Raw genomic sequence first — 15,008 nt, forward strand, 5'->3', positions numbered from 1 at the left:
CACAAAGACGGGCCGCTCTTTTGGAGCCTGACAATGATCGCATTCACGGTTAACGGCGAACGACGCGAGCTGGATGAGGCGTCCCCCTCCATGCCCTTGTTATGGGTACTGCGTGATCAACTGAAACTCACCGGCACCAAATTCGGCTGCGGCATGGGCCTGTGCGGTGCCTGCACCGTGCATCTGGACGGTGTCGCGGTGCGTTCCTGCCAGTTGCCGCTGGCCGCCGTCGCGGGCCACAGCATCACCACCATCGAAGGCTTGTCGCCGAACGAAAGCCATCCGCTGCAACTGGCCTGGGTCGCCGAAGATGTGCCGCAATGCGGCTACTGTCAATCCGGGCAGATCATGTCCGCCGCCGCGCTGCTCAACACCGGCGCGACGGTAACCGACGATTCGATCCGCAATGCGATGACCGGCAATATCTGCCGTTGCGGCACTTACGCGCGGATCAACAAAGCGATCAAACGTGCGGCGAATGCGCCGAAGGAGGCGTGATGAGCCTGCGCGACGACACCTTGATCGAACCGTCACGCCGGGTGTTTCTCAAGCAGGCAGCGACGGTCGCTTCGGGCCTGGCGATTGCCTTGTACCTGCCATCCGGCAGCGCCGCCAGCGACCCGAAAGCCCCAGCGCCGGCCACCGAATTCGAGCCCAACGCCTGGGTGCGGATCTTCCCCGACGGCACAGTGAAACTGGTGGTGCACAAACACGATTCCGGCACCGGCACGCAAACGGCGTTGGCCGCGTGTGTGGCCGAAGAGCTGGATGTGAACCCGATGACCGTGCAGGTCATCACCCCGGAAGATCCGTTCTTCGAGACCTACATTCACCCGGTCTGGAAAGTCTTTTCCACCGGCGGCAGCACCAGTGTTTCGCTGGAATACGAGCGCCTGCGTATGGCCGGGGCCACGGCGCGGGCGCTGCTGATCGCGGCGGCAGCGCAGCAATGGAAAGTCAGCCCCGACAGCTGCAGCACCGAAGAAGGTTGGGTGGTTCATCTGCCCAGCAAACGCAGCCTCGGCTATGGCGAACTGGTCGACGTGGCGGCGCATTTGCCGGCGCCGGCCGGTGTCACGCTGAAGGATCCGACGCAGTTCAAATACATCGGCAAACTGCGGCACAAGCGCGATGCCGCGGCCAAGGTCTGCGGGCGCTTCAAGTACAGCATCGACGTGCAGTTGCCGGGGATGATGGTGGCAGTGATTCAGCGCGCGCCGGTGGTCGGGGCGAAAGTCGTCAGCGTGAATTCGGCGGCGGCATTGCAGGTGCCGGGCGTGCGCCAGGTGCTTGCAATCCCTGGGCGCCCGGACGTGCTCGGCGGCAATCTGGAAGGCGTCGCGGTGCTGGCCGAGACATTCTGGGCGGCGCAGCAGGGGCGCAAAGTGCTGGAGATCAAATGGAGCGATTCGCCGCTGGCCGGGTTCGACAGCGCGGAACTGGCCAAGGCCCAAGCGGCCGCTATTTCCGACCCGAACAGCCAAACCATCAAAGCCATGACGCATGGCGATGTCGGCGCGCAATGGCCGCACGCGGCGCAACTGATCGAAGCCGATTACCGCATGCCGTACAAGGTGCAGAACCCGCTCGAGCCAATCTGCATCACCGCGCACGTGCAGGACAAGGCGATCACTTATTGGGGCGGCGTGCAGGTACCGTCGTCGGCGCTGGAAGCCGCGCAAACCGTATGCGGCATCGCCAAGGAGAAGGTCACCATCAATGAGCTGGTGTCCGGCGGCAGCTTCGGCGCGCGGGAGGCCAAATACTGGTTGTTCGAGGTGGCGTATCTGGCGCAAAAGACCGGCGTGCCGGTGAAGTTGCTCAACAGCCGCGAAGACGAAATGCACGCACTGTTCAATCACCCGGCGACGCTGCACCGGGTCAGAGGCGCGCTGGATGCCCAAGGCAAACTCAACGCACTGCAACTGCACGCGGTGTCACCGGCCTCGCCGGAGCAGTGGGAGCCGGGCTATTTCGAACGCCCGGATCACATGGATTACAGCACCACCGAAGCGATCACCGCGTGGGACTTCGCCTACCGTCCGCCGCACCTGGAGTTGAACTGGGTCAAGCACGAAAGCCATGTGCCCAGCGGCTGGTATCGCTCGGTGAGCTTTATTCCCAATGTGTTCGCCGTCGAGAGTTTCATGGACGAACTGGCCCATGCGGCAGGCGCGGATCCGCTGGCGTTCCGTCTGGCCAACATGCAGGAGCGGCCACGGCATGTGGCGGTGCTGAAACAGGCTGCCGAACGCGCCGGATGGGGCCAGCCGTTACCGCCCGGCACTGCGTTGGGGATTGCGACCAATCAGGGTTACACCAGTTTTATCGCGGTGGTGGCGCGGGTCGCGACGGTCGATGGCAAGTCGAAAGTCGAGAAGCTGACCTGCGTGGTCGATTGCGGTCTGGCGGTGTCGCCGGGCGGGGTCGAGGAGCAGATCTACGGCGGACTGATGTGGGGCTTGGGCCATGCGTTGTTTGATCGCCTCGACATTCAACAGGGCAGGGTGGTGCAGAGCAATTTCCACGACTACCGCGTGACCCGCATGTCGGACATGCCGGCCACCGACATCGTGGTGCTGGATGGCGAGCCGGGCAAGCCCGGTGGCGTAGGCGAGTTGGGCAGTCCGTCGGTGGCGCCGGCGATTGCCAACGCCTTGTTTGCGCTGACCGGCGTGCGCCAGCGCTCAACGCCGCTGAGTCTGGGGTAAGCGCCATGGACCTGCGTCTGCTGCGGTACTTCATGGCCCTGGCCGATGAGCTGCATTTCGGCCGGGCCGCCGAACGTTTGCACATCTGCCAGCCGCCGCTGAGCCAGCAGATTCGCCTGCTGGAGGAGGAGCTGGGCACGCCGTTGTTCGAGCGCAGTCACCACCGGGTCGAACTGACAGCGGCGGGGCAGATGCTCAAGGAGCAGGCGCCGCTGGTGTTCGAACAACTGGAACGGGCGCTGGACCTGACGCGCCAGACCGGGCGCGGGCAGCTTGGCGAGCTGGAAATCGGCATGATCAGCTCGGTGATGGTCGGCGTGCTGCCCAGAGCCCTGCACCTGTTTCGCGAGCGCTATCCGCAGGTGAACTGGCGCCTGCATGAAATGACCCCGGCGGCGCAGGTCAAGGCGTTGAAGGAAAAACGTATCGATGCCTGCGTGTTCCGCGTGGGTTATGACGATCCGTTGCTGCGCAACGAGTTGTTGATCTACGAACCGATTCATGTGGTGATGCCGGCCGATCATCCGCTGGCCAGCCGCGAGCTTCTGGCCCCGGCTGATCTGGCACAGGAACCGTTTGTCGCGCTGGAACTGAAGCAGTCGCGGTTCGCCAACTTCCTTTATCAGTGCTGCATCCAGGCCGGTTTCACCCCGCAGATCCGTCAGCAGGTGATCGAGGTGCAGACCTTGCTCAGTCTGGTGCGCGCCGGTTTCGGGGTGGCGCTGTTGCCGGCCTCGATCGAGCAGTTGGCCCCGGCGGGGCTGGTGTTTCGCAAGCTGACACCGGCGCTGCCGGAGGTGCCGTTGTATGCGACTTACCGGGCGGATGATGCCTCGCCGGTGCTCAAGCTGTTTCTCAATACGTTGCGCGAGCTGGTGGAAACTTCAGATCACCATTGATCCCCTGTAGGAGTGAGCCTGCTCGCGATAGCAGTGTGTCAGTCAGAGTTGATGTGGCTGACAGACCGCTATCGCGAGCAGGCTCACTCCTACAGGGATTTGTGGTGTTGTTGAAGAGTTCGGCACGATCACGAACGCCTGCGGTCGTAATCTTCACACGCGAATTCCCTGTGGAGATCCAATGAGCCAGGAAGTCCTGACCACTGAAACCAACCGTCGCCAGTTGCAGCAGATCATCGCCGGGCTGTCCGACGGGGTGATTCTGCTGGAGCTCGATCAGAGCATCCTCTGGGCCAATGAGGCGGCGCTGGCGATGCACGGTGTCAGCCGGATCGGTGAGCTGGGCACTAATGCCGATGAGTATGCCAAGCGCTTCAGCCTGCGCTATCGCAACAATCATACGGTGCCCCCGGAACACTATCCGATCAGCCGCGCTGCACGCTGCGAAGCCTTCAACGACGTGCTGATCGAAGTGTCTGCCGTGAATGATCCCGAGCACGTCTGGGTGCACAGCGTGCGCAGCATGATCCTGACTGATCGCGAAGGGCAGCCGGAGTCACTGGTGCTGATCATGAGCGACGTCACCGATTGGGCGAACGCCGAGCAGCGCTTCGAAAAGACCTTCAATGCCAACCCGGCGCCGGCGGTGATCTGCCGCCTCAGCGATTTGCGCTACATCAAGGTCAATCCGGGGTTTCTGGAGATGACCGGTTACACCCGCGAGCAGGTGATCGGCACCTCGGCCTATGAAATCGACATCTTCGAGCAGGCCGAGCAAAAGGATCTGGCGATCCAGCGCCTGCGCGATGTGGCGACCATTCCGCAGATGCAGGCTCAACTGCGCCTGCCCGATGGCGGCAGCAAGCAAGTGATCGTCGCCGGGCAGCCTCTGGTGCTCAATGATGAGGATTGCATGCTGTTTTCCTTCGTCGACATGGAGCTGCGCCACAAGGCCGAAGTTGCGCTGCGTCAGAGTGAAGAGCGCTTTGCCAAGGCGTTCCGCCTGACTCCGGTGCCGATTCTGATCTGTACCGCCGACGAACAGCAGGTGATCGATGTCAATCAGGCGTTCCTCGACACCCTGGCGTACGAGAGTGACGACGTCGTCGGCAAAACCGTGACGCAGCTGAATTTCATTGACGACGATGGTGCGCGGGCCCGACTGCTGACCGCCTTGGCGAAAAGCGGACGAGTGGATCGGGTCGATGTGCGGGTGCGCAAGAAGGACTCGGATCTGCTGGAGTGCGCGGTGTCTGCCGACACCGTGAATATTCAGGACACGCCGTGCTATCTGCTGGTGCTGATGGACATCACCGAACGCAAGCGCACCGAGCTGGAGCTGGTGGCGGCGATTGAAGAGGTGATGAAGGACGCATCATGGTTCAGCCGGACGCTGATCGAAAAACTGGCCAATGTGAAGAAGGTCAACTCGCCGCAACTGCCGAGCGTGTCGTTCACTGACCTGACGGCGCGTGAGCGCGACGTGCTGGGGCTGATCTGCGAAGGCCTGGCCGACAAGGAGATCGCCGCCCGCCTGAAACTGGCGCCGAATACCGTGCGCAATCATGTGGCGACCGTGTATTCCAAGCTTGATGTACACAGTCGCAGCGAGGCGATTGTCTGGGCGCGGGAGCGTGGTCTGTTTTCTGGCGAGCGCGGCGCGAAGGGTCAGCGGTAGGTGCAAATGCACTAGCTGATGCGGTGCAAATGCAGGTTCTGGTGAGATAGGGCAGTTCTTAGTCTGTTGGGGTGCGATACGAGCCTGTTGGCTTGGGATCGTCTCCCTTCGAAACAGCTAAAGGAACAGGCTCCATGATGAATCTTGCGCAGTTGCGCGCCAGCCTCGAACAGAGTTTTTCGCCCTTGGCGTGCGAGTGTTCAGTGGATGGGGATCATTCGCTGACGGTGAAGTTGTATCACCCGGATTCGGGGCAGGTGGATCTGGTGATCAGCGGGTTGAAGCTCAATGCGTTGCGTACGCCGGAGTCGGTGGCGGCGTTGGTTGATGAGTTGCGCTATGAGTTGGAGAGCAATTCTTTGCGGGCTGCTCGGGATCCGGATATGGCCTAGGGTTTTGGTGTTGGTTTGTTTTGGGTGTATATCCGTTGCTGCGGTAACGGCCACTTAGGGTTCCGCCCTTACGGCGGGTCACTTTTTCCAGACGCCGAAAAAGTAACCAAAAAGGCTTTACCCTGACGTTCGGCCCTCGCCTAGGCTCGGGTTCCTTCGCTGCGGGATTCATCCGGGGGGCAGCGCCTACGGTTTGCTTCGCTGCACCTCCTCTCGCTGTGTTTGGCTGCGCCAAACGGTCGCTGCGCTCCCACCCCCGGACAAATCCCTCCACTCAGCCTGCCGACGGGCCCTCAGATCAAAAGCGGTACTCGAGCTAACGCTCATTGTGTTGAGTGGGGCGGCTTCGCCGCATGGGGGGCTCGCTCTCTGAATTGCAGGAGTCAGCCTGCTGGCGATGGCGGCCTGACAGCCGACCAATTTTTTGCTGATGCACCCGGCCCAACTGTGGGAGCGGGCTTGCTCGCGAAGGCGGCCTGACAGCTGACCCATTTCAGTCAGGAATACTCAACCCCTGTGGGAGCTGGCTTGCCAGCGATGGCGGCCTTCCAGTCAAAAAAATTCTTGTTGATGTACCCCTCCCACACAGATTTACTCCCCGCAAAATCGACAGCCAATTCTCTTATCCCCCTCCATTTCACTGGCGCTTACAGGGTGGTCGGCTATAAAGAATGAGTGGTCAGGTCTTCCGTCATCCGCGGTATTCGTGCGCGATTGCGGAAGTGGCTCTTCCATTCATCGCGGGTCGTCCTATGAATAATCCTGGGAAACGCGTGTATCTGCCGTTGTCGCTGGCTTTCTCTGTCGCGCTATTGAGCGGCTGCGCCAGTCCTCCGCCACCGCCTCCTGCTGCACCGCCGCCACCGCCGGTGCGTACCTGTCAGACTCTGGAAAACACTCAGGTGTCGGGCGATATGTATGTTGACGAGCAGGTCACTCGGCATATCACCACCACCCGGTGTGTCACGCAGTAGTGCTGTGGGGGTGCTTGCCGGTGCACTTTGTCAGGCAATTACCCAAAGTCACCGTCTTACGGATAACCCCTGTGGGAGCGGGCTTGCTCGCGAATGCGGTGTGTCATTCAAGGCAATGCTGCCTGACACTCCGACTTCGCGAGCAAGCCCGCTCCCACAGGGTTGTCAGAGAGATCAGGACAGGAACCCACCGTCCACATTCAGCGAAACCCCGGTGGTGTAGCTCGATGCATCACTTGCCAGATACAGCACCGCCCCGGCCATTTCACTCGGATCGGCCACGCGCTTGAGCGGGATCTGCGTCAGTGCCTGCTTGAGGATCGAGTCATTCTTCACCAAGGCCGAAGCGAATTTGGTGTCGGTCAGGCCCGGCAGCAAGGCGTTGCAGCGGATGCCGAATTGCGCGCATTCCTTGGCGAAGACTTTGGTCATGTTGATCACGGCGGCCTTGGTCACCGAGTAGATGCCCTGGAACACGCCCGGTGAAATCCCGTTGATCGAGGCGACGTTGATGATGCTGCCGCCACCGTTTTCGCGCATCAGCTTGCCGGCTTCCACCGACATGAAGAAGTAGCCACGGATGTTCACGTCGACAGTCTTCTGGAACGCACCCAGATCGGTGTCCAGCACGTTGCAGAACTGCGGGTTGGTCGCCGCGTTGTTCACCAGAATATCGAGGCGACCGAACTGTTCCTTGATCCCGGCGAAGACCTGGCTGATCTGTTCCATTTCACCAATGTGGCAGGCCACGGCGGTGGCCTTGCCGCCGGCGGCAATGATCGCGTCGGCGACGTGCTGGCAGCCTTCGAGCTTGCGGCTCGAGACGATCACGTGGGCGCCTTGCTGGGCCAGCAGTTTGGCGATGGCTTCACCGATGCCACGGCTGGCGCCGGAGACGAATGCGATTTTGCCGTCGAGGTCGAACAACTGAGTCTTGGACATAAAGGTTCCTTGGTGTGGGCCGTCAGAGGCTCGATTTCGCAATGACCTGCAGGCTCATGTGCTCCAGCAGTTTGTTCATGTGAATGAACTGCGCGAAGCGTTTGTCCTGGGTCTGGCCGTGGTAGAAGCGGTAGTAGATCTGCTGCACGATGCCGGCCAGACGGAACAGGCCGTAGGTGTAGTAGAAGTCGAAATTGTCGATCTGGATGCCCGAGCGTTCGGCGTAGTAATCGACGAATTCGCGTCGAGTCAGCATGCCCGGGGCGTGGCTCGGCTGGCGGCGCATCAGTTGCACCGGTGCCGGATCATCGGCCTGAATCCAGTAGGCGAGGGTGTTGCCCAGATCCATCAGCGGATCGCCGAGGGTGGTCAGTTCCCAGTCAAGCACGCCGATGATCTGCATCGGGTTGTTCGGGTCGAGGATCACGTTGTCGAAGCGATAGTCGTTGTGGACGATGCTTGAGGTCGGATGGTCGGCCGGCATCTTGTCGTTGAGCCAGGCTTTGACTTTCTCCCAATGCGGCGCGTCCGGGGTCAGGGCTTTTTCGTAACGTTCGCTCCAGCCTTTGATCTGGCGGGCGACATAGCCTTCAGGTTTGCCCAGATCGCCGAGGCCGCAGGCGTTGTAGTCAACCCGGTGCAGTTCGACGAAACGGTCGATGAAGCTCTTGCACAGTGCTTCAGTCTTGGCCGCATCGAGGCCCAGTTCTGGCGGCAGGTCGGAGCGCAGGATGATGCCCTTGACCCGTTCCATCACATAGAACTCGGCACCGATCACCGACTCGTCGGTGCAGTGCACGTAGGCTTTCGGGCAGTAGGGGAAACCGTCGAGCAGTTGATTGAGGATGCGGAATTCGCGGCCCATGTCGTGGGCGGATTTGGCCTTGTGGCCGAACGGCGGCCGGCGCAGCACGAACTCCTGCTGCGGGTATTCCAGAAGGTAAGTCAGGTTCGACGCACCGCCTGGAAACTGGCTGATCTGCGGGGTGCCGGTCAGGCCCGGAATGTGCGCCTTCAAGTATGGATCGATCAGGCTGGCATCGAGTTCTTCGCCAGAGCGGATCCGGGTGGACTGGTCAGTAAGCGCCATGCTTATCCCTTCTGCTTATTTTGGAGGCCAGACATCATTGGCTAATCTAATGGCGCACTCGGGCGGCCACAAGCGCGCAGCGGTCTTATAGGTTAGCGTGTTGCAGGATAATCAGCGTTTCGAATAGGTACGGCAGCAGGGCGCTGCCGGCTCTTTTCAATGCACGCGCTGGTTGTTGAGCCTGGGGGGCAGGGCGATGGGCGTCAGCACCGGTTGCCCTGAGAAGAACGCCACGAGGTTTTTTCCACCAGTTCCACCGTGCCTTGGGTGGCCTCGGGTGACAGGCCGGCGACGTGTGGCGTGAGAATCACATTACTCAGGGTTTTCAACGCATCCGGCACCTGCGGTTCGTGATCGAACACGTCCAGTGCGGCGCCGGCAATCCGCCGTTGCTCAAGGGCGCTGATCAGCTCAGCGGTGGCGATCACACTGGCCCGCGCGATGTTGACGATGAAACCGTTCGGGCCAAGGGCGTCGAGTACCGGGCGAGTCACCAGATGCTGGGTGCCAATCCCGCCCGGCGTGGCGACGATCAGAAAGTCCGAGGCCCGCGCCAGTTCGGTCGGCGTCGAGCAGAACGCGTAGGGCACATCACTGCGCAACTGACGGTTGTGGTAACTGATCTGCATGTCGAAACCGAGGTGAGCACGCTTGGCAATCGCCATGCCTACCGCGCCCAGACCGAGAATCCCCAGGCGTTTATTGGCCAGCGACGGGCGCATGATCTTCGGCCATTCACCCCGGCGCACCGCCGCGTCGCAGCGTGGAATGTCGCGCACCAGCGCCAACAGCATCGCCATCGCATGATCGGCCACCGACGAGGCGTTGACCCCGGCACCATTGGTCACGGTGATCCCGCGATCGCTGGCAGCCTGCAGGTCAACGTGTTCATAACCGGCGCCGATCACGGTGATGATTTTCAGCGCCGGCAGGGCGGCGATTTCCTCAGCGGTCAGTCCCAGCGGGCCACGGGTCAGCACCGCGTCGATCCGTGCGCCGTGGCTGGCGATGGCTTGCGCACGTTCGGCAGGGGTTGGTGCGAGGATCAGGTGAAAGCCCTGATGCTCGAGAATCGGCAAATAGTCATTGATGGTTTCAACCAGTACCAGAACGGTGGCGGGCATTGCGCGGCTCCTGTGATCTATGACGGTGTGGTCGCGAAAGTCGTGTCAGAGTGCTGATTCCAGAGCGGTTTGGCAATGGTGGCCGCAGCCCCGCTTCAGCCAGTGTAGGAGCTGAAACGGGGAGCGCGCGGGCGCTTCGTCAGAAGCTCACGTCGGCGCTGTTGATCAGCCGTGCAAATGCTCCGCCGAGGGTGGCGTTATGGTGCTCGATGATGACCTGGGCGGGTAATGCCGGTGTGTCCATGCAAGTGTGGGCGTCGGCCACCAGCAACGGTTTGAAGCCCAGATCGGCAGCGGCGCGGCAGGTGGCGTCGACGCAGAACTGAGTTTTCATGCCGACCAGGTAAAGGTCGTCAATCTGATTAGTGTTGAGCTGCTGCGCCAGATCGGTGCCATGGAAGGCGTTGGGTCGGGACTTGTCGAACACGTGGTCGGACTCGGCATTCAGGTCAAGTTCCGGCAGCAATTGCCAGAAGGGGCTGCCGGCGGCAATCGGCGAACCTGTCGGGCCGGTGTGGCGTACGGCGTAGATCGGCACGTGCTGCTGGCGTGCCTGGCGGATCAGCTGCTGGATGTTGGCGAGCACACGTTCGCCGTCGTGGGGTTTTTCCGGGCCATGGAACAGACCGACCTGCATATCGATGATCAACAATGCTGCGGACATGATGTTTCTCCTTGAGGGCTGCAAAAGCCGCACGGACGGGAGAAACAACAAGGCCCCGTCCATTGCTGGCGGGGCCTTGGGTTCACTGCGCTGGATTCACCTCAGGCAGCAACACCACGACCCGCCGGTGGCGGTCGTGGTGGTACGGGTGAGGTGCAGCGGGCGAAGGTTCATGCCGCCGATCATGCTGGCGGCGGCGAAGGGCTGTCAACTGGCGTATTGAGCGATGCCGTTGCCGAACGACCAATTCTCCTTTTTGACTTCCACCAGATTGATGAACACGTCTTCCAGGCGGATGCCCAGTTGGGTGTTCAGGTTGTGCGCGATGGTCTGGTACAGGGCTTTTTTCTGCTCCAGCGTCCGGCCTTCATTGAGGGTGATCTGGATGATCACCAACCGATCGCTGCGCTGGATGCCCAGGTACTGCGGGTCGAAGATGAAATGCTCGCCGTCGTGCTCGTTGAGGATCTGGAAGTTGTCGTGCTCCGGCACGTTGATGGTGCTGCGCATGGCGGCGTAGATCTGCTCGCCGATGCGTTTGGCGAAGGTGGGGTCAGAGTGTTTTTTGATTTCGACGCGGACGAGGGGCATGGGCAGAGACTCCGTGAGGCAGGGGACTGATCTCACGCTAGAACATGTCGGCCAGATTGAAAGTGTAGGGTGATGAACTCGCCGCTGTTTTTGTACGAGGCTACCTACGTTTTTCGCGGATTTTGCCTACGAGTTTGGCGGATGCGTCTGCTACCGGAATGGTGATGAACGCGAAATCATGGAGGCACAAAGTAGCTTGGGCAGTGACTACCAACAGCCAAGGAAGGCAAATGCTTCAAAACAATCGAGAACACCTGGAACTCGAAAGGATAATGAGTGAAATACGGAAACTGGCGGCCGAGAGAAAAAAGCTTATAGCGGAAGAAAAGAAGTTGAGGTGGGATACGTATTTTTATCCGTTTGCGGTAGTCACTGGGGTGTTGACCGCAACAGCAGCCGCAGTAGGACTTTCACTCAAGGTTTAAGTGTTTGCGTTTGTACCATTCAGACCCCTCTCTAAAAAAGGAAATCACCATGAGTACATTTGACCGTCAGGCCATGATTGAACGGGCAGATCGAGAATACGATGAGGACGTTGAAAGAATGCGCATTAAAAACAAGGGCGATATGTACCCAATCTGGGGGATGCTGGTGTTCGGCCTGTTTTGCATGTCACTCGGATTCATGCTGGCTCGATCAATCTGATCAAGTCTTGCCGGTGGAATTGTCGCTGAAACTTGCCGGAAAACGACATCTCACGTATCCGGAGCCGACAGCCATTTTCCCGAAAACGACAACCCGCTGATCTGCTCCGCACAACCATTCCTCAGCTAAGTCTTTGCTTCTGCTCATTTATCGCGGAGAATCGCGCCCCTGTTTCGGCCGGAGCATGTCTGTCGGTTTTTTCCGACGCGTCCTGACCGAGTGGCAAGTGACCGGAATGCGGAGATCCGACCGGATGAATGATCAGGCCAATAGCGTCGACGCACGCTATGAAGCGGCAGCACCAGCTGAACTGTCGAGCTGGAATCGCCATGACACCACGTGGATGTTGGGACTGTTCGGGACGGCCATTGGCGCCGGTACCCTGTTTTTGCCGATCAACGCGGGTCTGGGTGGCTTCTGGCCGCTGGTGATCCTCGCGCTGCTGGCCTTCCCGATGACGTTCTTCGCTCACCGCGGCCTGACCCGCTTCGTGCTCTCCGGTCGCGAAGGCGCCGACATCACCGAGGTGGTCGAGCAGCATTTCGGCATCAAGGCCGGCGCGCTGATCACCCTGCTGTACTTCTTCGCCATCTTCCCGATCCTGCTGATCTACAGCGTCGGCCTGACCAACACGGTCGCCAGCTTCCTCGAACACCAACTGCACATCACGCCGCCACCGCGCGCGCTGCTGTCGTTCGTGCTGATCCTCGGCCTGCTGGCCGTGGTGCGTTGCGGCGAGCAGGCGATCGTCAAGGCGATGAGCCTGATGGTGTATCCGTTCATCGTCGCGTTGCTGTTCCTCGCGGTGTACCTGATTCCGCACTGGAATGGCGGCATTCTCACCACCGCTTCGCAAGTGCCGGCACCGTCGGCACTGCTGCACACACTGTGGCTGGCGATTCCGGTGATGGTGTTCTCGTTCAACCACTCGCCGATCATCTCGGCCTTCGCGGTGGACCAGAAGCGTCGTTACGGTGCCAATGCGGAGCAGCGCAGCTCGCAGATCCTCTGCCGCGCCCACCTGCTGATGGTGGTGATGGTGCTGTTCTTCGTCTTCAGTTGCGTGCTGACCCTGTCGCCGGAACAACTGGCCGAAGCCAAGGCGCAGAATCTGTCGATCCTGTCGTACCTGGCCAACCACTTCAGCAATCCGGCCATCGCTTTTGCGGCGCCGTTGATTGCCTTTGTGGCGATTTCCAAGTCGTTCCTCGGCCACTATATCGGTGCCAGCGAAGGCCTCAAGGGCCTGATCGTCAAGAGCGGCAAGCGTCCGGGCGCCAAAGCGCTGGATCGCATAGTCGCGGCGTTCATGCTGGTGGTGTGCTGGATCGTTGCAACCCTGAACCCGAGCATTCTCGGGATGATCGAGGCCGTCGGCGGTCCGGTGATTGCGGCGATCCTGTTCCTGATGCCGATGTACGCGATTCGTAAAGTACCGGCGATGGCGCGCTATCGCGGTCAGGCGTCGAACGTATTCGTTACCCTGGTCGGTCTGGTGGCCATTTCGGCGGTGATTTATTCGCTGACGGCGTAAGCCAAAGCGCCAGAGACTCAGCTACAGTGGCCGCTGTGCGTGATACGCACAGCGGCTTTTTTTCGTCTGGAGACAGTGGATTGTCGAGCGCGCCCCAATCTGTAGAGCCACCCAATCGCTGGCAGGATATCCTCGCCGGTCTGTCGATTGCCGGTCTGCTGTTGCCCGAAGCGGTCGCCTATTCGACCATCGCCGCACTGGCGCCCCAGGCCGGGGTGATTGCGCTGTTTGCCGGGTTGCTGTGCTATGGGTTGTTTGGCACCAGCCGCTTTGCCATTGTCTCGGCCACGTCTTCGTCAGCGGCGGTGCTAGCGGCGGCCACCGCGACCATGGCCAATGGCGACCTGCAGTTACGCGCGACGCTGGCGGTCGGGTTGGTGCTGGTCACCGGTGGGCTGTTCTTGCTGGCGGGGATCTTTCGTTTCGGCAGCGTCACTGCGTTTATCGCCAAACCGGTACTGCGCGGCTTCGCTTTCGGCCTCGCGCTGACCATCATCCTCAAGCAGGTCGCCAGCGTGGTCGGCGTGCACCTGATCGACGCCAATCTGGTGCGCTTCGCCCCGCAACTGCTCGAACAACTGCCGCAGTGGAACTGGCCGGCGGCGGCCGTCGCAGCGGTGGCGCTGGTGCTGTTGGGACTGTTCTCGCGTTTTCCACGGGTGCCTGGCGGTTTGCTGGTGGTGGTGATCGGCATTGTGGCCGGGCAATGGCTGAACCTTCCGGCGTATGGCGTGAACATGATCGGTTTGATCGACCTGAGCCTGGAGGTACCGAGCCTGCCGGTGCTGCCGTTTGCCGACTGGCTGCGGCTTGGGGAGGTGGGTTTTGCGCTGGTGATGATTCTGTACGCCGAGTCGTACGGCTCGATCAGTTCGTTCGCCCTCAAGCACGGTGATCGTGTGACCTCCAACCGCGATCTGCTGGCGCTCGGCGCAGCGAACTTGTTGTCCGGATTGTTCCATGGCATGCCGGCGGGGGCCGGGTATTCGGCAACGTCGGCGAACGAGGCCGCTGGCGCGACTTCTCGCTGGGCCGGTGGGGTGGCGGCGCTGGTGGTGCTGGTGATCGTGCTGACGGTGCTGCCGTGGATCGCCCTGACACCGGAGCCGATTCTGGCCGCCATCGTGGTTCATGCGCTGGCGCGGGGCTTGAGTCTGCAGCCGCTGGGGCGCTATTTCGTCTGGCGCCGGGATCGGCTGCTGGTGCTGTGCGCGGTGGGGGCGGTGCTGGTACTGGGCATTCTCGATGGCTTGCTGGTGTCGGTGGCCATCAGCGTGTTGCTGATGCTCAAACAGATGTCGGCGGCGGACATTCAGGTGCTCGGTCGGATCGACGGCGGGCATGATTTTGTCGATCTGCAGCGTCACCCAACGGCGGTGACTGAGCCGGGAGTGCTGATTGTGCGGCCCAGTGAGGCGTTGTTCTTTGCTAACGTCGAGCGAGTTCTTGGTGCAGCTTTGCACTTGATTCGTCATTCGGACGTGGCGCTGCACACGGTGATTCTCAGTCTGGAGGAAACCCCGGATCTGGACGGCACCAGCATCGAGGCGATCCAGGAGTTCTTCCTGCGGGTGCATCAGGAGGGCAAGCGCCTGATTCTGGCGCGACTCAAGCATGAGGCACTGGCGGTGCTGGAGGTGTTGCCTGAAGTGCAAGCAAATGGCGTGACGCTTAGCGGGCTGAGCGTTGATGGCGCGGTCCGGCAAGCCCTCAAACTCAACACTTAACCCCCCTGTAGGAGTGAGCCTGCTCGCGATAGCGGTG

At 60.9% G+C, this 15,008-nt stretch carries 13 protein-coding genes and 1 pseudogene; 9 read left to right on the forward strand and 5 right to left on the reverse strand.

The window, feature by feature from the left end; genetic code table 11:
- Positions 1-33 precede the first annotated feature (33 nt).
- The 5 genes from ACOYXI_RS02720 to ACOYXI_RS02740 all read left to right on the forward strand — a co-directional run bounded on the left by ACOYXI_RS02720 (position 34) and on the right by ACOYXI_RS02740 (position 5,680).
- Positions 34-498, forward strand: coding sequence for a (2Fe-2S)-binding protein (locus ACOYXI_RS02720; RefSeq protein WP_461674263.1), 465 nt, complete (start codon positions 34-36; stop codon positions 496-498).
- Positions 498-2,711, forward strand: coding sequence for a xanthine dehydrogenase family protein molybdopterin-binding subunit (locus ACOYXI_RS02725; protein ID WP_461674264.1), 2,214 nt, complete (start codon positions 498-500; stop codon positions 2,709-2,711). Before ACOYXI_RS02720 ends, ACOYXI_RS02725 begins: the two co-directional genes overlap by 1 nt.
- A 5-nt stretch (positions 2,712-2,716) precedes the next feature.
- Positions 2,717-3,610, forward strand: a complete 894-nt coding sequence (locus ACOYXI_RS02730; protein WP_461674265.1) for a LysR substrate-binding domain-containing protein — start codon at positions 2,717-2,719, stop codon at positions 3,608-3,610.
- Positions 3,611-3,791: 181 nt separating this feature from the next.
- Positions 3,792-5,288 carry a helix-turn-helix transcriptional regulator gene (locus ACOYXI_RS02735; RefSeq protein WP_461674266.1) on the forward strand — a complete coding sequence of 499 codons (1,497 nt, stop codon included), beginning with the start codon at positions 3,792-3,794 and terminating at the stop codon, positions 5,286-5,288.
- Between the two features lie 134 nt (positions 5,289-5,422).
- Positions 5,423-5,680: a DUF1652 domain-containing protein gene (locus ACOYXI_RS02740; RefSeq protein ID WP_096795930.1), complete on the forward strand. Its 258-nt coding sequence runs from the start codon at positions 5,423-5,425 to the stop codon at positions 5,678-5,680.
- A gap of 1,148 nt (positions 5,681-6,828) precedes the next feature.
- On the opposite strand, the gene ACOYXI_RS02745 is transcribed toward ACOYXI_RS02740, so the two are convergent.
- The 5 genes and pseudogenes from ACOYXI_RS02745 to ACOYXI_RS02765 form a co-directional block, all read right to left on the reverse strand.
- Positions 6,829-7,596 carry an SDR family oxidoreductase gene (locus tag ACOYXI_RS02745; protein ID WP_461674267.1) on the reverse strand — a complete coding sequence of 256 codons (768 nt, stop codon included), beginning with the start codon at positions 7,594-7,596 and terminating at the stop codon, positions 6,829-6,831.
- Positions 7,597-7,618: 22 nt separating this feature from the next.
- Positions 7,619-8,686, reverse strand: coding sequence for a phosphotransferase family protein (locus tag ACOYXI_RS02750; RefSeq protein ID WP_461674268.1), 1,068 nt, complete (start codon positions 8,684-8,686; stop codon positions 7,619-7,621).
- 156 nt (positions 8,687-8,842) lie between these two features.
- Positions 8,843-9,810 (reverse strand): annotated as a pseudogene (locus tag ACOYXI_RS02755) (2-hydroxyacid dehydrogenase).
- A 139-nt stretch (positions 9,811-9,949) separates the two neighbouring features.
- Positions 9,950-10,474, reverse strand: a complete 525-nt coding sequence (locus tag ACOYXI_RS02760; protein ID WP_461674269.1) for a cysteine hydrolase family protein — start codon at positions 10,472-10,474, stop codon at positions 9,950-9,952.
- Positions 10,475-10,681: 207 nt separating this feature from the next.
- Positions 10,682-11,065, reverse strand: a complete 384-nt coding sequence (locus ACOYXI_RS02765; RefSeq protein ID WP_134786084.1) for a tautomerase family protein — start codon at positions 11,063-11,065, stop codon at positions 10,682-10,684.
- A gap of 164 nt (positions 11,066-11,229) precedes the next feature.
- On the opposite strand from ACOYXI_RS02765, the gene ACOYXI_RS02770 reads away from it, so the two are divergent.
- The 4 genes from ACOYXI_RS02770 (at position 11,230) to ACOYXI_RS02785 (ending at position 14,971) form a co-directional block, all read left to right on the forward strand.
- Positions 11,230-11,490 carry a hypothetical protein gene (locus ACOYXI_RS02770; RefSeq protein WP_461674270.1) on the forward strand — a complete coding sequence of 87 codons (261 nt, stop codon included), beginning with the start codon at positions 11,230-11,232 and terminating at the stop codon, positions 11,488-11,490.
- A gap of 49 nt (positions 11,491-11,539) precedes the next feature.
- Positions 11,540-11,710 carry a hypothetical protein gene (locus tag ACOYXI_RS02775; protein WP_171061925.1) on the forward strand — a complete coding sequence of 57 codons (171 nt, stop codon included), beginning with the start codon at positions 11,540-11,542 and terminating at the stop codon, positions 11,708-11,710.
- A gap of 253 nt (positions 11,711-11,963) precedes the next feature.
- Positions 11,964-13,244, forward strand: a complete 1,281-nt coding sequence (locus ACOYXI_RS02780) for an HAAAP family serine/threonine permease (protein ID WP_027613177.1) — start codon at positions 11,964-11,966, stop codon at positions 13,242-13,244.
- Positions 13,245-13,324: 80 nt separating this feature from the next.
- Positions 13,325-14,971, forward strand: a complete 1,647-nt coding sequence (locus ACOYXI_RS02785; protein WP_461674271.1) for a SulP family inorganic anion transporter — start codon at positions 13,325-13,327, stop codon at positions 14,969-14,971.
- Positions 14,972-15,008: the final 37 nt, after the last annotated feature.

It is taken from the genome of Pseudomonas sp. G3-19 (assembly GCF_054855875.1).